The sequence below is a fragment of the Antarcticibacterium arcticum genome (genome assembly GCF_007993795.1).
Classification (GTDB): domain Bacteria; phylum Bacteroidota; class Bacteroidia; order Flavobacteriales; family Flavobacteriaceae; genus Gillisia; species Gillisia arctica.
Genome location: NZ_CP042476.1, coordinates 161222 through 177709 on the forward strand (window position 1 = coordinate 161222; position 16488 = coordinate 177709).

Here is a 16488-nt window from a genome sequence, read left to right on the forward strand (position 1 = left end):
TTGGTTCAAGGCTGCTACTTTTTAAAGTACTTAAATGGCACCCATAGCATTCCGAAACATTCACCTTCATCTTTTCCAAGATGTTTATGGTGCATTTTATGAGCCCGTCTAACTCCTTTTGCATACCTGTTATTCGCATTTCGAAAGATCTTAAAACGTTGGTGTATGAATATATCATGAACGGTAAAATACGCAATCCCGTATGCAAGTATGCCAAGGCCTATAGGAAGGGCAATCCAGACGTCTTCATACCTCCAGAGTAAAAAGAAACCAATGCTTATTACTGCGTAAAAAACGAAGAAAAAATCATTTCTTTCCCACCAGCTGTCATGGTCCTTACGGTGGTGGTCCTTATGTAATTTCCATAGGAACCCGTGCATCACATACTTATGGGTAAACCACGCCATCCCTTCCATAATCAAAAATGTGGCAATAAATACCACTATCCAAAGTAGTGTTTCCATTATAAAATATTTAACCTGTAAGATATATAAGATTTTGCAAGTAACCCCGCCTTTTGATATGCAGGAACACTTATGCGGCTGTTCTTTATTTCAAGTGATGGTACCTTTTTAAGTTTATTAAGTAATTTGGAATAGTAAATATAAGCAGTATACACTCCAAATTTAGCTTCGGCCGGTAATTGTAAGATCCCCTGGTAACCCGCATGGAAATCTTCTTCGATCTCGGTTATAATGAGCTGTTTGCTATCTTCATCCAGTGCTGCCAGGTTGGTATCTGGGAAATAACTTCGGCTTAAATCTTCATAATCTGCCTTTAGGTCCCTTAGAAAATTCACTTTTTGAAAAGCCGATCCCAGGCGCATTGCAGATTCCCGCAGTTCTTCATATTTTTGAACATTCCCATTTACAAATACCTTTAGGCACATTAGTCCCACCACATCTGCACTGCCATAAATATATTCTTTGTATTCCTGTTGTGTAAGATAGGTAGATTTATGAAGGTCAAGTCTCATGCTTTTCAAAAATGCCTGATAAAGGGAGGGCGGTAGGTCATATTTATGCACTGTTTCCTGAAAAGCGTTCAATATAGGGTTGAGACTTATGCGTGCGCTAATAGCTTTCTCCAGCTCTGAAGTAAATTCGTTTAAAAGGGTTTCCTTATCATAATTATGAAAAGAGTCCACTATCTCATCTGCCAGTCTCACAAAACCATAGATATTATAAATATCCTGGCGTATGGAAGGTGCAAGCATCTTTGTGGCCATGGAAAATGAAGTGCTATATGCATTTGTTACCGCCTTGCTGCACGTCCTGGATACCGTGTCAAAAATTGATTTCATACCTTAAATTCTTTTTGGATTAAACCACTTACCAGTTTTCCTGAGATTAGTGATGGGGGGACGCCGGGGCCCGGAACAGTGAGTTGTCCCGTAAAAAATAAACCATCAACTTTGGCACTTTTTAATTTAGGCCGCAAAAATGCCGTTTGCAAGAGGGTGTTGGCCATCCCGTAAGCATTGCCTTTATAACTATTATATTCGGTTATAAAATCATTTACACAAAAGGACTCTTTAAATATAATATTTTTTTTAATGTCTTGATTTGTAAGTGATTCAAATCGTTTCAGGATCTTTTCAAAATAGATTTCCCGAACCTCTGGGGTATCTTCCAGGCCGGGAGCAATAGGGATCAGGAAAAATCCATTTTCGCAATTTGGCGGGGCTGTTCCGGGATCTGTTACAGAGGTGAAATTTGCATAGAACAACGGCTCCTGTGGCCATTGCGCATCATCGTAAATCTCACGTGCGTGTGCATCAAAATCTACATCAAAGAATAGATTGTGATGGTAAATATTCTTTAGTTTTTTATTAAAACCTACATAGAATAATAGAGAGGAGGGAGCAAAGGTTTTTCCTTCCCAATACGTTTCACTGTATTGACGATGTTCTTTATTTAATAAAGTTTCGGTATGGTGATAATCTGCACCACTAACCACGAGGTCTGTTTCCCGGTCAACACCATTTATTGTAAGGGAAACCACTTTTCCTGATCTTACATTTATTTTTTCAATGGGCGCGCCCGTTTTGAATTCTACACCAAGAGATAATGCAAGTAAATGCATTCCCTCTATCACTTTGTACATTCCTCCCTGCGGATGCCAGGTTCCCAGGCCAAAATCGGCATAATTCATAAAGCTGTAAAAGGATGGTGTATCGCTGGGTTTCGCGCCAAGGAAGAGCACAGGGAATTCCAGGATCTGGATCAATTTTTCATTGCTGAATTCCTTACGCACATCTCTCGAAATATTGCTGAAGAATTGGCCTATTTTTTTGATCGTAGCAGGGGTCACCAACTCGAGGGGGATACCCCGGGCCTATATACCAGGTCTTTAATTGCAATTTCATAATTGCTTTGTGCCAGATCAATGAATTTTTTCAGTTTTTCCGAACTGCCGGCTTCCTCTTTTTCAAAAGCTGTATAGATCTTTTCCAGGGTATCTTCAATAACAATATTTTCATTTTTTCCGAAAAGTACCTGGTATGCGGGATTCAATTTCTCCAGCTTATAATAATCGGCAGGTGTCTTACCGAAATCGGCAAAAAAACGTTCAAATACATCTGGCATCCAATACCAGGAAGGACCCCTGTCAAAGGTAAACCCTTCTTTTTTTAACTGTCTTGCCCTGCCACCCACACGGTCACTTTTTTCAAAGACAGTCACCTTGTACCCTGCTTGGGCAAGATAACAGGACGCAGCAAGCGAAGCAAATCCTGAACCTATAATGCTTACATTTTTTTTCATTCCAGGGAATTTGCAAATTCAGTAATAGACTTATATAATTTAATATGGGAAGGTTGTTTGGTGGGATCAAGAGATTGGATCCTTGCTCCAAAAAGACTTAATTCTTTAAAACCTTCCTGGCAAAGTTCCTTTTCAAATTCCTCTAAAAACTCTGAAATTTCCCGCGGAGCAATAGTGAGGTAACTTATGAATTTTGGATTGGGATGTATTTCCAATAAATATTTCATGTCCTTAATTGGCATGCTTGGGCCCAGGTAAATCGTTTTACGCTTGTTTAAATTAAGTTCATAATTTAAAAAGAGAATTCCCAGGTCGTGTATCTCATTTTCCGGTAGAAATAAAACGTAAAGATTGTTATCACGGTAATCTCCTTCATTTTCAAGTTGAGCAATATTTAGATAGAGCTTTTGTTTAATGAGACCAACAAGGAAATGTTCATGCACCGGGTTGATAGTATCAGTTTGCCACAAGAGTCCAATTTCATCAAGAAGAGGTATAAAGATCTCATGGAATATTTTTTGAAAACTCTTGTTCTCCAATAAGGAATTATAGGTTTTATTGAACAGGTCTTGATCAAAATTGATCATCGCCATTTTAAATGAATTAATAGCCCGGGTCTGTTGGCTGGAACTCGCTGCAACTTCCCTTACCATTTTTACTATTTCCGGATCTGAAAGTTTTGCTATCCTGGATATCTTATACCCATGCTCATTAAGAAAAGTTATATTTAAAATCTTTTGAAGGTTACACACATCATAGGTCCTGATGTTCGTGTCTGTTCTGTCAGGAGTTAAGATATTATACCTTTTTTCCCATATACGAATGGTATGAGCTTTTACCCCACTTAAGTGTTCAAGGTCTTTTATGCTGAAATTTTGTTTGATATGTTCCATATATTAGAAAAAAGTATGGACAAATCTAAATAAAAATCAAATTCAAAGTTAAAGGAAAATGTTAAATGTTTAATTAATATTATAAAAAGTTAAACACAATTTGGTTTTGTATTATTAAATGAAATATCTGGGCATTTCGACACGAAATAATAAAGGCTAAAAATTGGGGTTGTGAAGGGAGTAGGTATGAATTATTTTAAGATTTATAAACACACTCTGGAAGACCGTGGAACAGATCGTCAGATTATTTGAGCCGGCAGTGCATGAAATCCAATTAAGGAATAAATAGATTCAAATATTCCGGCCCAGTGTAGCGGATAAGAATATAAATTTAAAAAAGGGAAAAGCGAGGGTTTAAAAACAGAAAAGATTTGTACCCGGAGCGGGACTTGAACCCGCACGCCCTAATGGACACATGGCCCTCAACCATGCCTGTCTACCAATTCCAGCACCCGGGTAAATGCGCATTCGGAATTTAACTTCCCAAAGGCCTAAGATAATTCCGGTAAAAAAGTGATCTGGCTGGGGCTTCCTTCGTCTCCGCTTAAAAGCTTCTCTAAGTCCCGATAACTATCGGGATCGCCCAACAAAATCAAAATTTCAATAAGTGATCTGGCTGGGGCTCGAACCCAGGACCCTCTCCTTAAAAGGGAGATGCTCTACCAACTGAGCTACCAAATCGGATTATAAAGTGAACATTTCGAAGAAAAAGATCTTCTTAAATTAAGTGATCTGGCTGGGGCTCGAACCCAGGACCCTCTCCTTAAAAGGGAGATGCTCTACCAACTGAGCTACCAAATCTGGCGTTGCATTATTTCTCAAATGCGGGTGCAAATATACTATCATTAATTTATTTTTCAAGGGGAATTTCATATAAATTTGCAAATGTTTTAAATTAAAATATAAACTCCTCTTTTTCAGTATATATTCATTAATTGGAAATTAATAATATTGGTATAGAGAATTATATTTTTAGATTTTTCATACTTTTTAGCGAAATCATCTAGATGTACAAAGGAATCCCGGTTAGCTGAAAATTGATTCAAATTTTTAATCTGATAGCAGCTTAGGGTCAAACCAAAAAACAAAACTATATAAAATGAAAATATTTCTTGCCGGTTACATGGGTTCGGGAAAATCCCTTGTTGGAAAGCATTTATCTAACCTGTTGTCTTATCAATTTATAGACCTGGATGATCAAATTGCTCTAATGCAAGGAAAAAGTATTCCGGAAATCTTTGATCTCAGGGGGGAATTATTTTTCAGAAAATTGGAGACTAAAGTTTTAAAGGAGACCCTGGAAGACCCAAATCCACTAATTATTTCCCTTGGAGGGGGTACACCCTGCTATGGAAACAATTTAGAGATTATTAAAAATGACAGAGACTCCAGGATCATATATTTAAAAGCTTCTATAGGATTGCTTACAGAACGGTTATACACTGAAAAAGAAATGCGACCTGTGATAAGCCATCTTGTAAAGAAAGAGGATCTGGAAGATTTTATTAGAAAACATTTGTTTGAGCGTAGTCATTATTATTTGCAGGCGCATCAAATAATTAATGTTGAAGGAAAAAACCCTGATGCAATAGCCGCAGAAGTTGTTGAAAATTTACCTTAATTCTACGCGGTCTTTTCCCTTTTCAAAATGAACCTGCACCATCTCGTGTAGCGAAGTTGATAAGGAAATACCTTTGAAATCGGCCTTGACGGGGTATTTTTTATGACTTCTGTCTACAAGTACTGCGGTTTTAAATCGTTTTACGGGTACATCCAGAAAATGTTTAACCCCATAGATCAAAGTAGCTCCCGAGTTTAAAACATCATCTGCGAGTACAATAGACATATTGGTATATTCCGCGGGTTTAAGGGATGTTGTTACTTTATTCAGCGGATTTTTCTTATCAACCTTTACCTCGCATAAAACTACTTCTAGATCTGAGATTTCCTGCAAAACCAACTTTAATTTTTGTGCAAAAACATATCCGCTTTTGGAGATCCCGGCAAGAATGAGCAATTCTTCATCTACATTGCTTTCATAAATTTGATAGGCAATGCGCCTTATTTTGTTTTTTATTTGGTCACTGTCAAGGATGATATTGGATTGGCTCATACTGCTTAATTTTTTTTAAAGATAAAGAACAATTCATTTCCCTCCCGCGGAAGGATAGAATTGTAACAAGGTTCAATGGTTTCTATACTGAAGCTTTTGCTGAAATAAGTCAAATATTCCTCCTTACTTCCTCCAAAGGGTGGGCCTTCTTTGGTAAAATGAGTATTGAAAAAGACACCGGCAATTTTTCCGTTTTCCTTTAGCAGGTCAGCTACCTTATGGGCATACGCTTCCCTAAGGTTTACAGGCAGCGCGCAAAAAAAAGTTTGTTCCAGGATAAGATCAAATTTCCCCTGCATTTCAAAAAAATCGACATGCATTAACTGTCCTTCCGGAAATTCAGGAACTCTTTCCTTTAAATTGGCAAGGGGCTCCTTTGCAATATCTACAACATATACATTCTCAAAACCTTTTTTGAACAGATATTCGGCTTCGTATGAATTTCCGGCGCCCGGGATAAGGATGTTTAATGTTTTATCATTTAGCTGGTCAATGTATGCCTTTAAAGGTGGGGAGATCTCTCCAAGGTCCCAGCCAATACTGTTTTCACGATAACGGCTGGACCAAAATTCCATGTCCGTTTTCATTCCTGTGGTTCTTCCTTAATGCTTTCCTCTTTGTTCTTTTCTTCGGTATTGTCAAGCAATTCATCAATATCCCTTCTGTCCTTCTTAGTTGGCCGTCCGGTTCCTTTTTTACGATAATATTCTTTTGAATATTTTAAAAGTTCCATTTTTTCAAAAGCTTCCTTTGGCGTTATATCCTGTACATAAAGGCCCGCAATTTTTGCACCCACACGGCTGGCGGGAAGGTCCAGAACTTCAATTTCATAATCTATCTGGTCTTTTCTAATACTTACTTTATCTGTTGCATAAACTTCCCGGGAGGGTTTTACGCTTACTCCCTGGATCTTCACCTTTCCCTGTTTACATGCATTTGTTGCCAGGCTTCGGGTTTTAAAAAAACGTACGCACCATAAATATTTATCTACTCTCATAAGCTTGTTCTTAAAACTGCCTAAATCTTCAACAAAAATACAAGAATATTGTATCTTGCGGCCTTAAATTTATTTAATGATGAGATTGAGCAGGTTGTTTTTTATGAGTGTTTTAACGGGCACTTTTTTTATAGCATGTAATAAGGATGATGATGAGATAGAAGAAATTCCACCCAGGGACAAGGGAGAACAGGCAATCGAGGACGATGCAATCTTAAAATCTTACCTGGAGACACATTTTTATAATTATGAGGATTTCCAGAATCCGCCGGCAAATTTTGACTATGTAGTACGATTTGATACTATTGCGGGAGTTAATGCCAATAAAACACCCATTAGTGAATCCCCTCTTCTTTCAACCAAAGTGGTAAGCCGGGATGATATAAGTTATAATATGTATATTCTCAAAGTACGGGAAGGTGTTGGTAGGCAACCAAAATTTGCCGATTCTACCTTTGTAACCTACCAGGGATCTTTAGCAAACCGTACTATTTTTGAAAGTAATACCGTTGTACCCAGCTGGTTTGACCTCCCGGGCTATGTTGCTTATGACAGCCAGGGAAGATTATCAAGATTTGGAGGATCTATAGCCGGTTTTAGCGAAGGCCTGGTAGAATTTAAAGAAGGTTCCGGCTTTGTAGTAAATCCTGATAATACTATAAAATGGAATAATGATTTTGGGGTAGGGGCAATATTTTTTCCTTCAGGACTGGGGTATTTCAATTCTTCGCCTATGGGATCTACTATTCCTGCGTATAGTCCACTAATCTTTAGTTTTAACTTATTAAGAGCGGTTGAAGCAGACCATGACAATGATGGAATACCTTCCTGGATGGAAGATCTTGATGGGGATGAAAACCTTTTTAATGATGATACCAATAAAAATGGCCTTCCCAATCATTCAGACCCTGATGATGACGGCGATGGGACTTCCACCAGAAAAGAAATTATAATACATCCTGATGGAACCCTGGAGTTCCCGGATACCAGCGGAAATGGGATACCTAATTATTTAGATCCCGATTCCTTTGAGGAATTACCCTAAATATAAAAAGCCGCGATCTTCGCGGCTTTTTATTTTATATTGAGTGATCAATTAAAAAGTGTAAGAAAGGCCTAGTATCCATTGGGATGGCCTTGAATCTATTTTTATATTATTATCTGTTGCCATTTCCCCAAAAGCATTATTCTCCTTTAACCCGCCTTCATAACGAAGGTCCAGGCCTACACGTCCCAGGTTCACACCCACGCCCAATTGATAACCCAGGGTGATTGGATTTTCAACATCAGAAATATCTCTGGAAGAATTTTCGAGTTCATTTTTTAAAATATATTGAAAGGAAGGTCCTGCTTTAATGTGCAAGGGCCCCAGAAGATTCACCCCTAAAAGTATGGGGGCGTCAATTTTACTTATGTTGTAATCAAAGTTCTCATATTCTGTATTGAGTTTGGTGTACACCAATTCGGGCTGAAGAAAGAAACCCAGGATCTCAAACTTTCCAAACAAGCCTAAATGGTATCCCGTTTTACTTTTTCCGTTTTCAATGGTTGAAACATCTCCTGCAACCTGTGAATAATTTTCATATTCTCCGGTGGCCCCATAGTTTAAACCACCTTTTATCCCGTAAGATGCCTGCGCAAAAGCACTTCCTCCCATTAAAAGTAAAACTGCTACGATCAAATTTTTCATATATATTGATTATTAGGTTAAGGTGGTTATAACGCAGTATTTATGCCACTTATTTCGGCTTCAAAGAAAAAAACCCTTCAAAGCCTGGACCTGAAGGGTTTTAAAATTATTAAAGGGTCTTTATTTTCTGCCGGTAACTTTTACTGATGCTTTAACAATGGCCTCGGCATTGAGTCCATACTTTTCCATTAATTGTTCCGGGGTTCCGCTTTCGCCAAAAGTATCCTGGGTAGCAACAAATTCCTGCGGGGCAGGATGGTTAAGACTTAAGGTCCTGGCTACGCTTTCTCCCAAACCACCTAAAAAGTTATGTTCTTCAGCAGTAACAACACATCCTGTTTTCTTTACAGAGCGAAGAATTGCTTCTTCATCCAGTGGCTTAATGGTGTGAATGTTTATAACTTCAGCACTTATACCTTTCTCCTCGAGTTGCTCTGCAGCCTGTAAAGCTTCCCATACCAAATGGCCAGTAGCAATGATAGTTACATCGTTTCCTTCGTTTAACATAACGGCTTTACCAATTTCAAATTTCTGATCCTCAGGGGTAAAATTTGCAACTTTTGGCCTTCCAAATCTTAAATAAACCGGACCATGATGCTCTGCAATCGCCAGGGTCGCTGCTTTGGTTTGATTATAATCGCAGGTATTTATAACTGTCATACCCGGCAACATTTTCATTAATCCAAGATCTTCAAGGATCTGGTGAGTGGCACCATCTTCTCCCAAAGTAACTCCGGCGTGTGATGCGCATATTTTTACATTCTTATCTGAATAGGCAATACTTTGGCGAATCTGGTCATATACACGGCCTGTTGAGAAATTAGCAAAAGTACCCGTAAAAGGGATCTTCCCTCCAATGGTCATCCCGGCTGCAATCCCCATCATATTTGCTTCGGCGATTCCTATCTGGAAAAAACGCTCCGGATGGTTCTCCTTAAATTCATCCATTTTTAAGGATCCTGTAAGATCTGCACAAAGGGCAACCACATTTGAATTGGTTTTCCCAAGTTCAGTCAATCCTGCTCCAAAACCTGAGCGGGTATCCTTGCTTCCTGTATTCGTATATTTTTTCATTATGATTTTAATTATCTTGTTATGAGTAATAATGGCTTTAAAAACTAATAATCTCCCAAAGTTTCAGGGTTTTGGGAAAGTGCTTTTTCCAGCTGCTCATCATTGGGAGCTACACCGTGCCATTTGTGAGAACCCATCATAAAATCTACGCCGTTACCCATTTCTGTAGTCATAAGAATACAAAGCGGTTTTCCGTTTCCGGTCCTGCTTTTTGCTTCTTTTAAAGTCTCAATTACTTTGCTTATGTTATTTCCTTCTGCTAATTCCAATACCTCCCATCCAAAAGCCTCAAATTTGGCTTTTAGGTTACCCATTGGGAGTACATTCTCTGTAGACCCATCTATTTGCTGCCCGTTAACATCAATCGTAGATATTAAATTATCAACTTTATTTGCAGCAGCATACATAATGGCTTCCCAGTTTTGTCCTTCCTGCAATTCACCATCTCCGTGCAGCGAGAAAACAAGGTGGGAATCCTTATTTAATTTTTTAGTTAAAGCTGCACCAATGGCAACACTCATGCCCTGGCCAAGAGATCCCGATGCTATACGCACTCCCGGTAAACCTTCATGGGTAGTAGGATGCCCCTGTAACCTTGAATTGATAAGACGAAAAGTATTTAATTCCTCCACCGGGAAGTAACCGCTGCGGGCAAGAACACTGTAGAAAACAGGTGAGATATGGCCGTTTGATAGAAAGAAAAGATCTTCGTCCTTACCATCCATATTGAAATTGCTGTTGTGGTCCATGATCTCCTGGTAAAGGGCGGTAATAAATTCGGTACAACCCAGGGAACCTCCCGGGTGGCCTGAATTTACCTTATGTACCTGCCTTAAAATATCCCGGCGAACCTGGCTAATAAAATCTTGTAATTGATGTGTTTCTGGCATTGTTGTGTTATTGTTGTGAATGACGCAAAAATAAGTTTTTAAAAACGTAACTCAAAGCCAGAATTTACCAGTTATCAACGAATTGCCCATATTAGCTAACAATTTTTAAATTAGGCAGTCTTTACTTTGTGGTTTACTTAAGTATCTTTGCACCACTTAAAAAATGCTATGAATTTTGAACTATTAGCTACAGATCCCGGTAGTAAGGCAAGAGCAGGGAAAATCACCACAGACCATGGAACTATTGAAACACCCATATTTATGCCTGTGGGCACGGTGGGTTCTGTGAAGGGGGTGCACCAGCGTGAATTGAAAGAGGAGATCAACCCGGATGTGATCCTGGGAAATACCTATCATTTATATTTAAGGCCTCAAACCGAGATCCTGAAAAAGGCGGGAGGTCTTCATAAATTTATAAACTGGGACCGGAATATTCTAACAGATAGTGGAGGCTACCAGGTTTATTCGCTTTCAGAAAGAAGAAAGATCAAGGAGGAAGGCGTTAAGTTCAAGTCTCATATTGATGGGTCTTATCACACTTTTACTCCTGAAAATGTAATGGAAATACAGCGTACCATTGGGGCCGATATCATTATGGCTTTTGATGAATGTACACCTTATCCATGTGATTATCGATATGCAAAACGCTCTATGCATATGACACACAGGTGGCTGGACAGGTGTATCACGCATCTTGAAAAAACACCATTTGCCTATGATTATTCCCAGGCATTTTTTCCAATAGTTCAGGGGAGTACTTATAAGGACCTGCGCCAACAATCTGCCGAATATATCGCTTCTGTGGGTGCGGAGGGGAATGCAATTGGAGGACTTTCTGTAGGTGAACCTGCAGAGGAAATGTACGCAATGACAGAAGTTGTAACTGCAATTCTTCCCGAAGATAAACCCCGGTATTTGATGGGCGTGGGAACTCCCGTCAATATTTTAGAAAATATCGCCCTGGGTATAGATATGTTTGATTGTGTGATGCCTACCCGTAATGCCCGTAACGGAATGCTGTTTACCGCTCATGGTACCATTAATATTAAGAATAAAAAATGGGAAGATGACTTTTCAGCTATTGATGATATGGCCATTACCTGGGTAGATACCGAATATTCCAAAGCTTATTTAAAACATTTGTTTTCTGTGAATGAAATGCTGGGCAAACAAATAGCAACCATCCATAATCTTGGTTTTTATCTTTGGTTGGTTCGTGAAGCCAGAAAACATATATTAGCAGGTGATTTTTATACCTGGAAAAACAAAATGGTAGCTCAAATGGATAAGCGTCTCTAATTGAAAATTCTTGACTGGTACATATTAAAACGATACCTGGGAACTTTTATCCTTATGCTGGTTTTGTTTATTCCCATTGGAATAACGGTGAACCTTGCAGAAAAGATTGGGAAGATCCTGGAGTTTGAAGTTCCCTTAATAGAGGTGTTGATCTATTATATGAATTTCACCATTTATTTCACCAATCTACTTTTTCCGCTTTTTTTATTCCTTGCGGTAATCTGGTTCACTTCAAAATTGGCCAATAATACAGAGATCATTGCCTTTTTGAGTAGCGGGGTGTCTTTCTGGAGATTTTTACGTCCCTATCTTATTGGAGCAACCATTGTTACTATTGGTGCATTAATTTTGAGCCAGTACCTGGCACCTTCAGCAAGTAAAGGTTTTAATGAGTTTAAATATACCTACCTAAAAAGTGGTACAGAGATCCAGGAAACCAGTGATGTATACCGGCAAATCAATGATGCAGAATATATATATGCCAGCAATTTTCAGCCTGCCACAAAATCTGCCCGAAATTTTACTTTGGAACATTTTGATGGCAACAAGCTTGTTTTTAAAATAAGCGCCTCCAGATTACAATATATAGATTCAACAAATTCCTATAAACTCACGAATGTGAATACCCGGATTATTGGGGACGGGGAGGATGAGATATTTCATGAACGTACAAAAGATACCCTTTTGCCTTTCGAGTTTGACCAACTAACCCCAGTATCCTATATTGCCGAAACCCTTAATCACAGGGAGCTGCAAAATTTTATTGAACAGGAAAGGAAAAGGGGGTCCGGGAATATGAACCGGTATCTTGTTGTTGCGTACAAGCGCTGGAGTTTGCCGGTATCTGCCTTTATTCTTACCATTATAGCTGTAGCAGTTTCTTCGCGCAAAAGACGTGGGGGAATGGGGGTGAACCTGGCTGTGGGTATTACACTTGCATTTGTATTTATATTCTTTGACAAGGTTTTTGGTACTATGGCCGAGCAGTCTACTTTTTCGCCCATAATTGCAGTTTGGTTCCCTAACGTACTGTTCGGGATATTGGCCATTTATCTCCTCTACAATGCTAAGCGATAAATTAAAGAGTTATCTTCATTTTCATGTAATAGTTTTTATCTGGGGTTTTACGGCCGTTTTAGGCGCGCTTATTTCCATTGATGCAGTACCGCTTGTTTGGTACCGTATGTTACTTGCCAGCGGGTTCATTTTTTTATGGATATGGTGGAAGAAAAAGAATATGAGGGTAGCTCCTAAAAAGCTTTTGATCTTAATAATCGCAGGAATTATTATTGCCCTGCATTGGCTTACTTTTTTTGGAGCCATTAAGGTTTCCAACGTTTCAATAACCCTGGCTTTACTTTCAACAGGAGCATTTTTCACTTCAATTCTGGAGCCTCTTTTTTACAAGCGTAAATTTGTGGGGTATGAGATAATCTTCGGCTTGATAGTAATGGCCGGTTTATATATAATTTTTAAGGTTGAAACCGAATATGCCCTGGGGATTATTCTGGGCTTAATATCTGCCTTTCTTTCCGCAGTTTTTACGATGATTAACGGTAAATTAATAGCCCATGCAGCCCCTTCCGTTATTTCCTTTTATGAACTTTTTACAGGCGTGATCGCCATAAGTCTTTACCTGGCTTTTGTTACTGTTTCCGGTGATGGGAACACCGGTTTTAACCGGGAGTTCTTCAGTCTTTCATCAAGTGACTGGATGTATCTTTTAATCCTGGCTTCGGTTTGTACCGCCTACGCGTTTATCGCATCTGTTGCCGTAATGAAACATTTAAGTCCCTATACTATTATGCTCACCATTAATCTGGAACCTGTATACGGGATCTTTCTGGCTTTTCTTGTTTTTGGAAGTAAGGAACAAATGAACCCTCAGTTCTATTATGGCGCAGCCATAATCCTTGCTACTGTTATCCTTAACGGTTATTTGAAAACAAAAAAGAAAATTAATAAGTTATCTTAGGAAGTCTTCCTTTTAAAGTTTGTTATATTTGTAAGCTAATAAAAACACCATAACTTCATATGGAATATTTGGATTTTGAATTACCCATTAAAGAGTTAGAAGAACAACACCAAAAGGCTTGTAATATTGGTTCTGAAAGTAATGTTGACGTAACTGCCACTTGCAGGCAGATAGAGAAAAAACTGGAGGCTACCAAAAAGGAAATTTACAAGAACCTCACTGCGTGGCAACGGGTACAACTTTCCCGTCATCCAAACAGGCCTTATACCATGGATTATATCAATGCCATTTGCGGCGGAACATTTCTTGAACTTCACGGAGACAGGAATGTGAAGGATGATAAGGCAATGGTTGGTGGTCTTGGAAAAATTGGAGACCAGAGTTTTATGATCGTTGGCCAGCAAAAAGGGTATAATACCAAAACCCGCCAGTATCGCAATTTTGGGATGGCAAATCCCGAAGGTTACAGGAAAGCTTTAAGGCTAATGAAATCTGCCGAAAAATTTGGTATTCCTGTTGTAACCTTTGTGGATACTCCGGGAGCTTATCCCGGTCTTGAAGCTGAAGAACGTGGGCAGGGCGAAGCCATTGCCCGCAATATTTTTGAAATGACCAAACTTAAGGTGCCTATTATTGTTGTAATTATAGGAGAAGGTGCCAGTGGAGGTGCTTTGGGAATTGGGGTTGGAGATAAGGTATTAATGCTGGAAAATACATGGTATTCAGTGATTTCCCCGGAATCCTGTTCTTCTATCTTATGGAGAAGTTGGGAATATAAAGAAATTGCAGCCGAAGCTTTGAAACTTACTGCTAAGGATATGAAAAAACAAAAACTCATAGATGAGATTGTAAAAGAACCTTTGGGTGGTGCGCATAGCAATAGGGAAGAAACATTTGAGACTGTAAAAAAATCTATATTATCCTCTTTAGATGAGTTTAAAAACTTATCACCAACAGAATTGGTAAATCAACGAATGGAAAAATATTCTAATATGGGAGTATTTAAATCTTAGTTCTTTAGACATCACCCTTTCAAAATAATCCGGGGATTTATCTTCGGATTTTTTTGGCCTTGTTAACAAAAATATTTAGTTGTTAACAGGCAAATGTTAATACCGAAACCTTCCTCGAAAGGTTTTTCATTAAGATTGTCTTAACAATTTTTTTACATTCGTAATATGGAAAAAATCACTGCCCCCCAAAGCATAAAATATGGAACAGGTAATATAATTAACCTGGAAAAAGGAAAAATACCCCCACAAGCTGTTGATTTAGAGGAGGTTGTGCTCGGGGCTATGATGATAGACAAAAAGGGAGTAGATGAGATCATCGATATTTTACATGCCGATGTATTCTACAAGATTGCCCATCAATTCATTTTTGACGCCATTTTCAAACTATTTGAAAATACCGAAGCTATTGATTTATTAACCGTTTCCAATCAATTAAGAAAAGATGGCCGTCTTGATAAAGTTGGGGGAGAATATTACCTCATACAACTCACCCAAAAGGTGTCCTCATCTGCCCATATCGAGTTTCATGCACGTATCATCCTGCAAAAATATATTCAGCGTAGCCTCATAAAGATTTCAAACGAGATCATAGAAGATTCTTACGATGAAAGTACAGATGTTTTTGATCTTCTGGATTCGGCAGAATCCAAACTCTACGAGGTTACCCAGGGAAATATAAAACGTTCTACAGAGACTGCGCATAGTTTGGTGATCCAGGCTAAGAACAGGATACAGGAGATCTCGAATAAAGACGGATTAAGCGGTGTGCCTTCGGGATTTGATAAACTTGATAAATTAACCTCGGGATGGCAGCCCAGTGATCTAGTAATTATAGCCGCAAGGCCGGGTATGGGTAAAACCGCGCTAACTTTATCTATGGCACGTAACATTGCCGTGGGTAATAATATTCCGGTTGCCTTTTTCTCTTTGGAAATGTCCGCCGTACAGCTTATTACAAGGCTTATTTCTTCAGAGACGGGATTATCTTCAGAAAAATTAAGAACGGGTAACCTGGAGACCCATGAATGGGAACAGTTAAACGTGAAGGTGAAGGATCTTGAAAAAGCGCCGTTGTTCATTGATGATACCCCTTCATTGTCGATTTTTGACTTGCGGGCAAAAGCAAGAAGATTATCTTCTCAATATGGTATCAAATTGATTGTGGTAGATTATTTGCAGTTAATGACCGCGGGAAGCTCGGTAAAAGGAGGGAACAGGGAACAGGAGATATCTACAATTTCCCGTAACCTAAAGGCCCTTGCAAAGGAATTGAATATTCCCGTGATAGCACTTTCGCAATTATCCCGGGCGGTAGAAACCCGTGGGGGGAGTAAGCGCCCGTTGTTAAGTGATTTAAGGGAATCTGGAGCTATAGAGCAGGATGCAGATATTGTATCTTTTATTTACCGGCCGGAATATTACAAGATCGATGAATGGGATGATGAGGAAAGATCACCAACTGCAGGCCAGGGAGAATTTATTGTGGCCAAGCACAGGAATGGTGGCCTTGAAAATATTCGACTGAAATTTGTTGGACACCTTGGGAAATTTGATAACTTAGATGACTTTGATTCCCCTTTTGAGTTTCATTCCAAAATGAATGAAGCTGCCAATGACGACACTTTCCGTGGAGCACCTTTGCCTAATCCAAGTGCAAATGAGGCCTTTGGAAGTTCGATGAATGATTTTCATGATGATGACGACAACGACGTACCTTTTTAAACATTTATTTTTAGTAGGAAAAAGAAAATTTTACCCCCCAACATATTTTATACATAA

16 protein-coding genes, 3 tRNA genes and 1 pseudogene are annotated in these 16488 nt (G+C 38.9%); 7 read left to right on the top strand and 13 right to left on the bottom strand.

Translation table 11 applies throughout. The annotated features are described in order from the left end of the window. Positions 1–14 precede the first annotated feature (14 nt). The 7 genes and pseudogenes from FK178_RS00695 to FK178_RS00725 all read right to left on the bottom strand — a co-directional run bounded on the left by FK178_RS00695 (position 15) and on the right by FK178_RS00725 (position 4459). Complete coding sequence (locus FK178_RS00695; protein ID WP_146830042.1) at positions 15–464, bottom strand: sterol desaturase family protein; 450 nt, start codon at positions 462–464, stop codon at positions 15–17. Then, positions 464–1303 (bottom strand): phytoene/squalene synthase family protein, encoded by an 840-nt coding sequence (locus tag FK178_RS00700; protein ID WP_146830044.1) that lies wholly within the window; start codon positions 1301–1303, stop codon positions 464–466. The genes FK178_RS00695 and FK178_RS00700 overlap by 1 nt, the downstream gene beginning before the upstream one ends. Beyond that, positions 1300–2765, bottom strand: a pseudogene (locus FK178_RS00705) (phytoene desaturase family protein). Before FK178_RS00705 ends, FK178_RS00700 begins: the two are co-directional and overlap by 4 nt. After that, positions 2762–3658 (bottom strand): MerR family transcriptional regulator, encoded by an 897-nt coding sequence (locus tag FK178_RS00710; protein ID WP_146830045.1) that lies wholly within the window; start codon positions 3656–3658, stop codon positions 2762–2764. Before FK178_RS00710 ends, FK178_RS00705 begins: the two are co-directional and overlap by 4 nt. 374 nt (positions 3659–4032) lie before the next feature. Further along, positions 4033–4116 (bottom strand) — tRNA-Leu (locus FK178_RS00715). A gap of 150 nt (positions 4117–4266) precedes the next feature. Further along, positions 4267–4339 (bottom strand) — tRNA-Lys (locus FK178_RS00720). A 47-nt stretch (positions 4340–4386) separates the two neighbouring features. Then, positions 4387–4459 (bottom strand) — tRNA-Lys (locus FK178_RS00725). 298 nt (positions 4460–4757) lie between these two features. Between FK178_RS00725 and FK178_RS00730 the strand changes: the two genes are divergently transcribed. Beyond that, positions 4758–5279, top strand: coding sequence for a shikimate kinase (locus FK178_RS00730; RefSeq protein ID WP_146830047.1), 522 nt, complete (start codon positions 4758–4760; stop codon positions 5277–5279). On the opposite strand, the gene FK178_RS00735 is transcribed toward FK178_RS00730, so the two are convergent. From FK178_RS00735 to FK178_RS00745, 3 genes are read right to left on the bottom strand one after another with little or no spacing between them, the layout of a single operon-like run. Continuing rightward, positions 5271–5771: a phosphoribosyltransferase family protein gene (locus FK178_RS00735; RefSeq protein WP_146830049.1), complete on the bottom strand. Its 501-nt coding sequence runs from the start codon at positions 5769–5771 to the stop codon at positions 5271–5273. The genes FK178_RS00730 and FK178_RS00735 overlap by 9 nt on opposite strands. A 5-nt stretch (positions 5772–5776) precedes the next feature. Continuing rightward, positions 5777–6358 (bottom strand): methyltransferase domain-containing protein, encoded by a 582-nt coding sequence (locus FK178_RS00740; protein ID WP_146830051.1) that lies wholly within the window; start codon positions 6356–6358, stop codon positions 5777–5779. Next, positions 6355–6768: an RNA-binding S4 domain-containing protein gene (locus tag FK178_RS00745; protein ID WP_146830053.1), complete on the bottom strand. Its 414-nt coding sequence runs from the start codon at positions 6766–6768 to the stop codon at positions 6355–6357. The genes FK178_RS00740 and FK178_RS00745 overlap by 4 nt, the downstream gene beginning before the upstream one ends. Positions 6769–6844: 76 nt before the next feature. Here FK178_RS00745 and FK178_RS00750 point away from each other — a divergent pair, with 76 nt between their 5' ends. Next, the gene (locus tag FK178_RS00750) at positions 6845–7813 is read left to right on the top strand and encodes an FKBP-type peptidyl-prolyl cis-trans isomerase (protein WP_240793863.1); all 969 of its coding nucleotides are present in this window, start codon (positions 6845–6847) and stop codon (positions 7811–7813) included. A gap of 51 nt (positions 7814–7864) precedes the next feature. Here the strand turns inward: FK178_RS00750 and FK178_RS00755 are convergent, their stop codons facing one another. The 3 genes from FK178_RS00755 to FK178_RS00765 form a co-directional block, all read right to left on the bottom strand. After that, positions 7865–8458 carry an outer membrane beta-barrel protein gene (locus FK178_RS00755; protein WP_146830055.1) on the bottom strand — a complete coding sequence of 198 codons (594 nt, stop codon included), beginning with the start codon at positions 8456–8458 and terminating at the stop codon, positions 7865–7867. Between the two features lie 120 nt (positions 8459–8578). Beyond that, on the bottom strand, positions 8579–9532 hold the full coding sequence (locus FK178_RS00760) for a transketolase family protein (protein WP_146830057.1): 954 nt from the start codon (positions 9530–9532) through the stop codon (positions 8579–8581). A gap of 44 nt (positions 9533–9576) precedes the next feature. After that, entirely contained in the window at positions 9577–10422 is an 846-nt protein-coding gene (locus tag FK178_RS00765) for a transketolase (RefSeq protein ID WP_146830059.1), read from the bottom strand. Positions 10423–10590: 168 nt separating this feature from the next. Between FK178_RS00765 and tgt the strand changes: the two genes are divergently transcribed. The 5 genes from tgt to dnaB all read left to right on the top strand — a co-directional run bounded on the left by tgt (position 10591) and on the right by dnaB (position 16431). After that, complete coding sequence (gene tgt / locus FK178_RS00770) at positions 10591–11721, top strand: tRNA guanosine(34) transglycosylase Tgt (RefSeq protein WP_146830061.1); 1131 nt, start codon at positions 10591–10593, stop codon at positions 11719–11721. Continuing rightward, positions 11722–12798 (top strand): LptF/LptG family permease, encoded by a 1077-nt coding sequence (locus FK178_RS00775; protein WP_146830063.1) that lies wholly within the window; start codon positions 11722–11724, stop codon positions 12796–12798. Beyond that, entirely contained in the window at positions 12785–13696 is a 912-nt protein-coding gene (locus FK178_RS00780; protein WP_146830065.1) for a DMT family transporter, read from the top strand. The genes FK178_RS00775 and FK178_RS00780 overlap by 14 nt, the downstream gene beginning before the upstream one ends. A 59-nt stretch (positions 13697–13755) precedes the next feature. Then, on the top strand, positions 13756–14709 hold the full coding sequence (locus tag FK178_RS00785; RefSeq protein ID WP_146830067.1) for an acetyl-CoA carboxylase carboxyltransferase subunit alpha: 954 nt from the start codon (positions 13756–13758) through the stop codon (positions 14707–14709). Between the two features lie 165 nt (positions 14710–14874). After that, positions 14875–16431, top strand: a complete 1557-nt coding sequence (dnaB, locus tag FK178_RS00790; RefSeq protein WP_146830069.1) for a replicative DNA helicase — start codon at positions 14875–14877, stop codon at positions 16429–16431. Positions 16432–16488 lie beyond the last annotated feature (57 nt).

Bases quoted from the DNA above. Each gene is read 5' to 3' on its own strand.
- FK178_RS00755 (WP_146830055.1), bottom strand. From the start codon at position 8,458: ATGAAAAATTTGATCGTAGCAGTTTTACTTTTAATGGGAGGAAGTGCT.
- FK178_RS00765 (WP_146830059.1), bottom strand. From the start codon at position 10,422: ATGCCAGAAACACATCAATTACAAGATTTTATTAGCCAGGTTCGCCGG.
- FK178_RS00710 (WP_146830045.1), bottom strand. From the start codon at position 3,658: ATGGAACATATCAAACAAAATTTCAGCATAAAAGACCTTGAACACTTA.
- FK178_RS00740 (WP_146830051.1), bottom strand. From the start codon at position 6,358: ATGAAAACGGACATGGAATTTTGGTCCAGCCGTTATCGTGAAAACAGT.
- tgt (WP_146830061.1), top strand. From the start codon at position 10,591: ATGAATTTTGAACTATTAGCTACAGATCCCGGTAGTAAGGCAAGAGCA.
- FK178_RS00695 (WP_146830042.1), bottom strand. From the start codon at position 464: ATGGAAACACTACTTTGGATAGTGGTATTTATTGCCACATTTTTGATT.
- dnaB (WP_146830069.1), top strand. From the start codon at position 14,875: ATGGAAAAAATCACTGCCCCCCAAAGCATAAAATATGGAACAGGTAAT.
- FK178_RS00750 (WP_240793863.1), top strand. From the start codon at position 6,845: ATGATGAGATTGAGCAGGTTGTTTTTTATGAGTGTTTTAACGGGCACT.
- FK178_RS00785 (WP_146830067.1), top strand. From the start codon at position 13,756: ATGGAATATTTGGATTTTGAATTACCCATTAAAGAGTTAGAAGAACAA.
- FK178_RS00730 (WP_146830047.1), top strand. From the start codon at position 4,758: ATGAAAATATTTCTTGCCGGTTACATGGGTTCGGGAAAATCCCTTGTT.
- FK178_RS00745 (WP_146830053.1), bottom strand. From the start codon at position 6,768: ATGAGAGTAGATAAATATTTATGGTGCGTACGTTTTTTTAAAACCCGA.
- FK178_RS00700 (WP_146830044.1), bottom strand. From the start codon at position 1,303: ATGAAATCAATTTTTGACACGGTATCCAGGACGTGCAGCAAGGCGGTA.
- FK178_RS00780 (WP_146830065.1), top strand. From the start codon at position 12,785: ATGCTAAGCGATAAATTAAAGAGTTATCTTCATTTTCATGTAATAGTT.
- FK178_RS00760 (WP_146830057.1), bottom strand. From the start codon at position 9,532: ATGAAAAAATATACGAATACAGGAAGCAAGGATACCCGCTCAGGTTTT.
- FK178_RS00735 (WP_146830049.1), bottom strand. From the start codon at position 5,771: ATGAGCCAATCCAATATCATCCTTGACAGTGACCAAATAAAAAACAAA.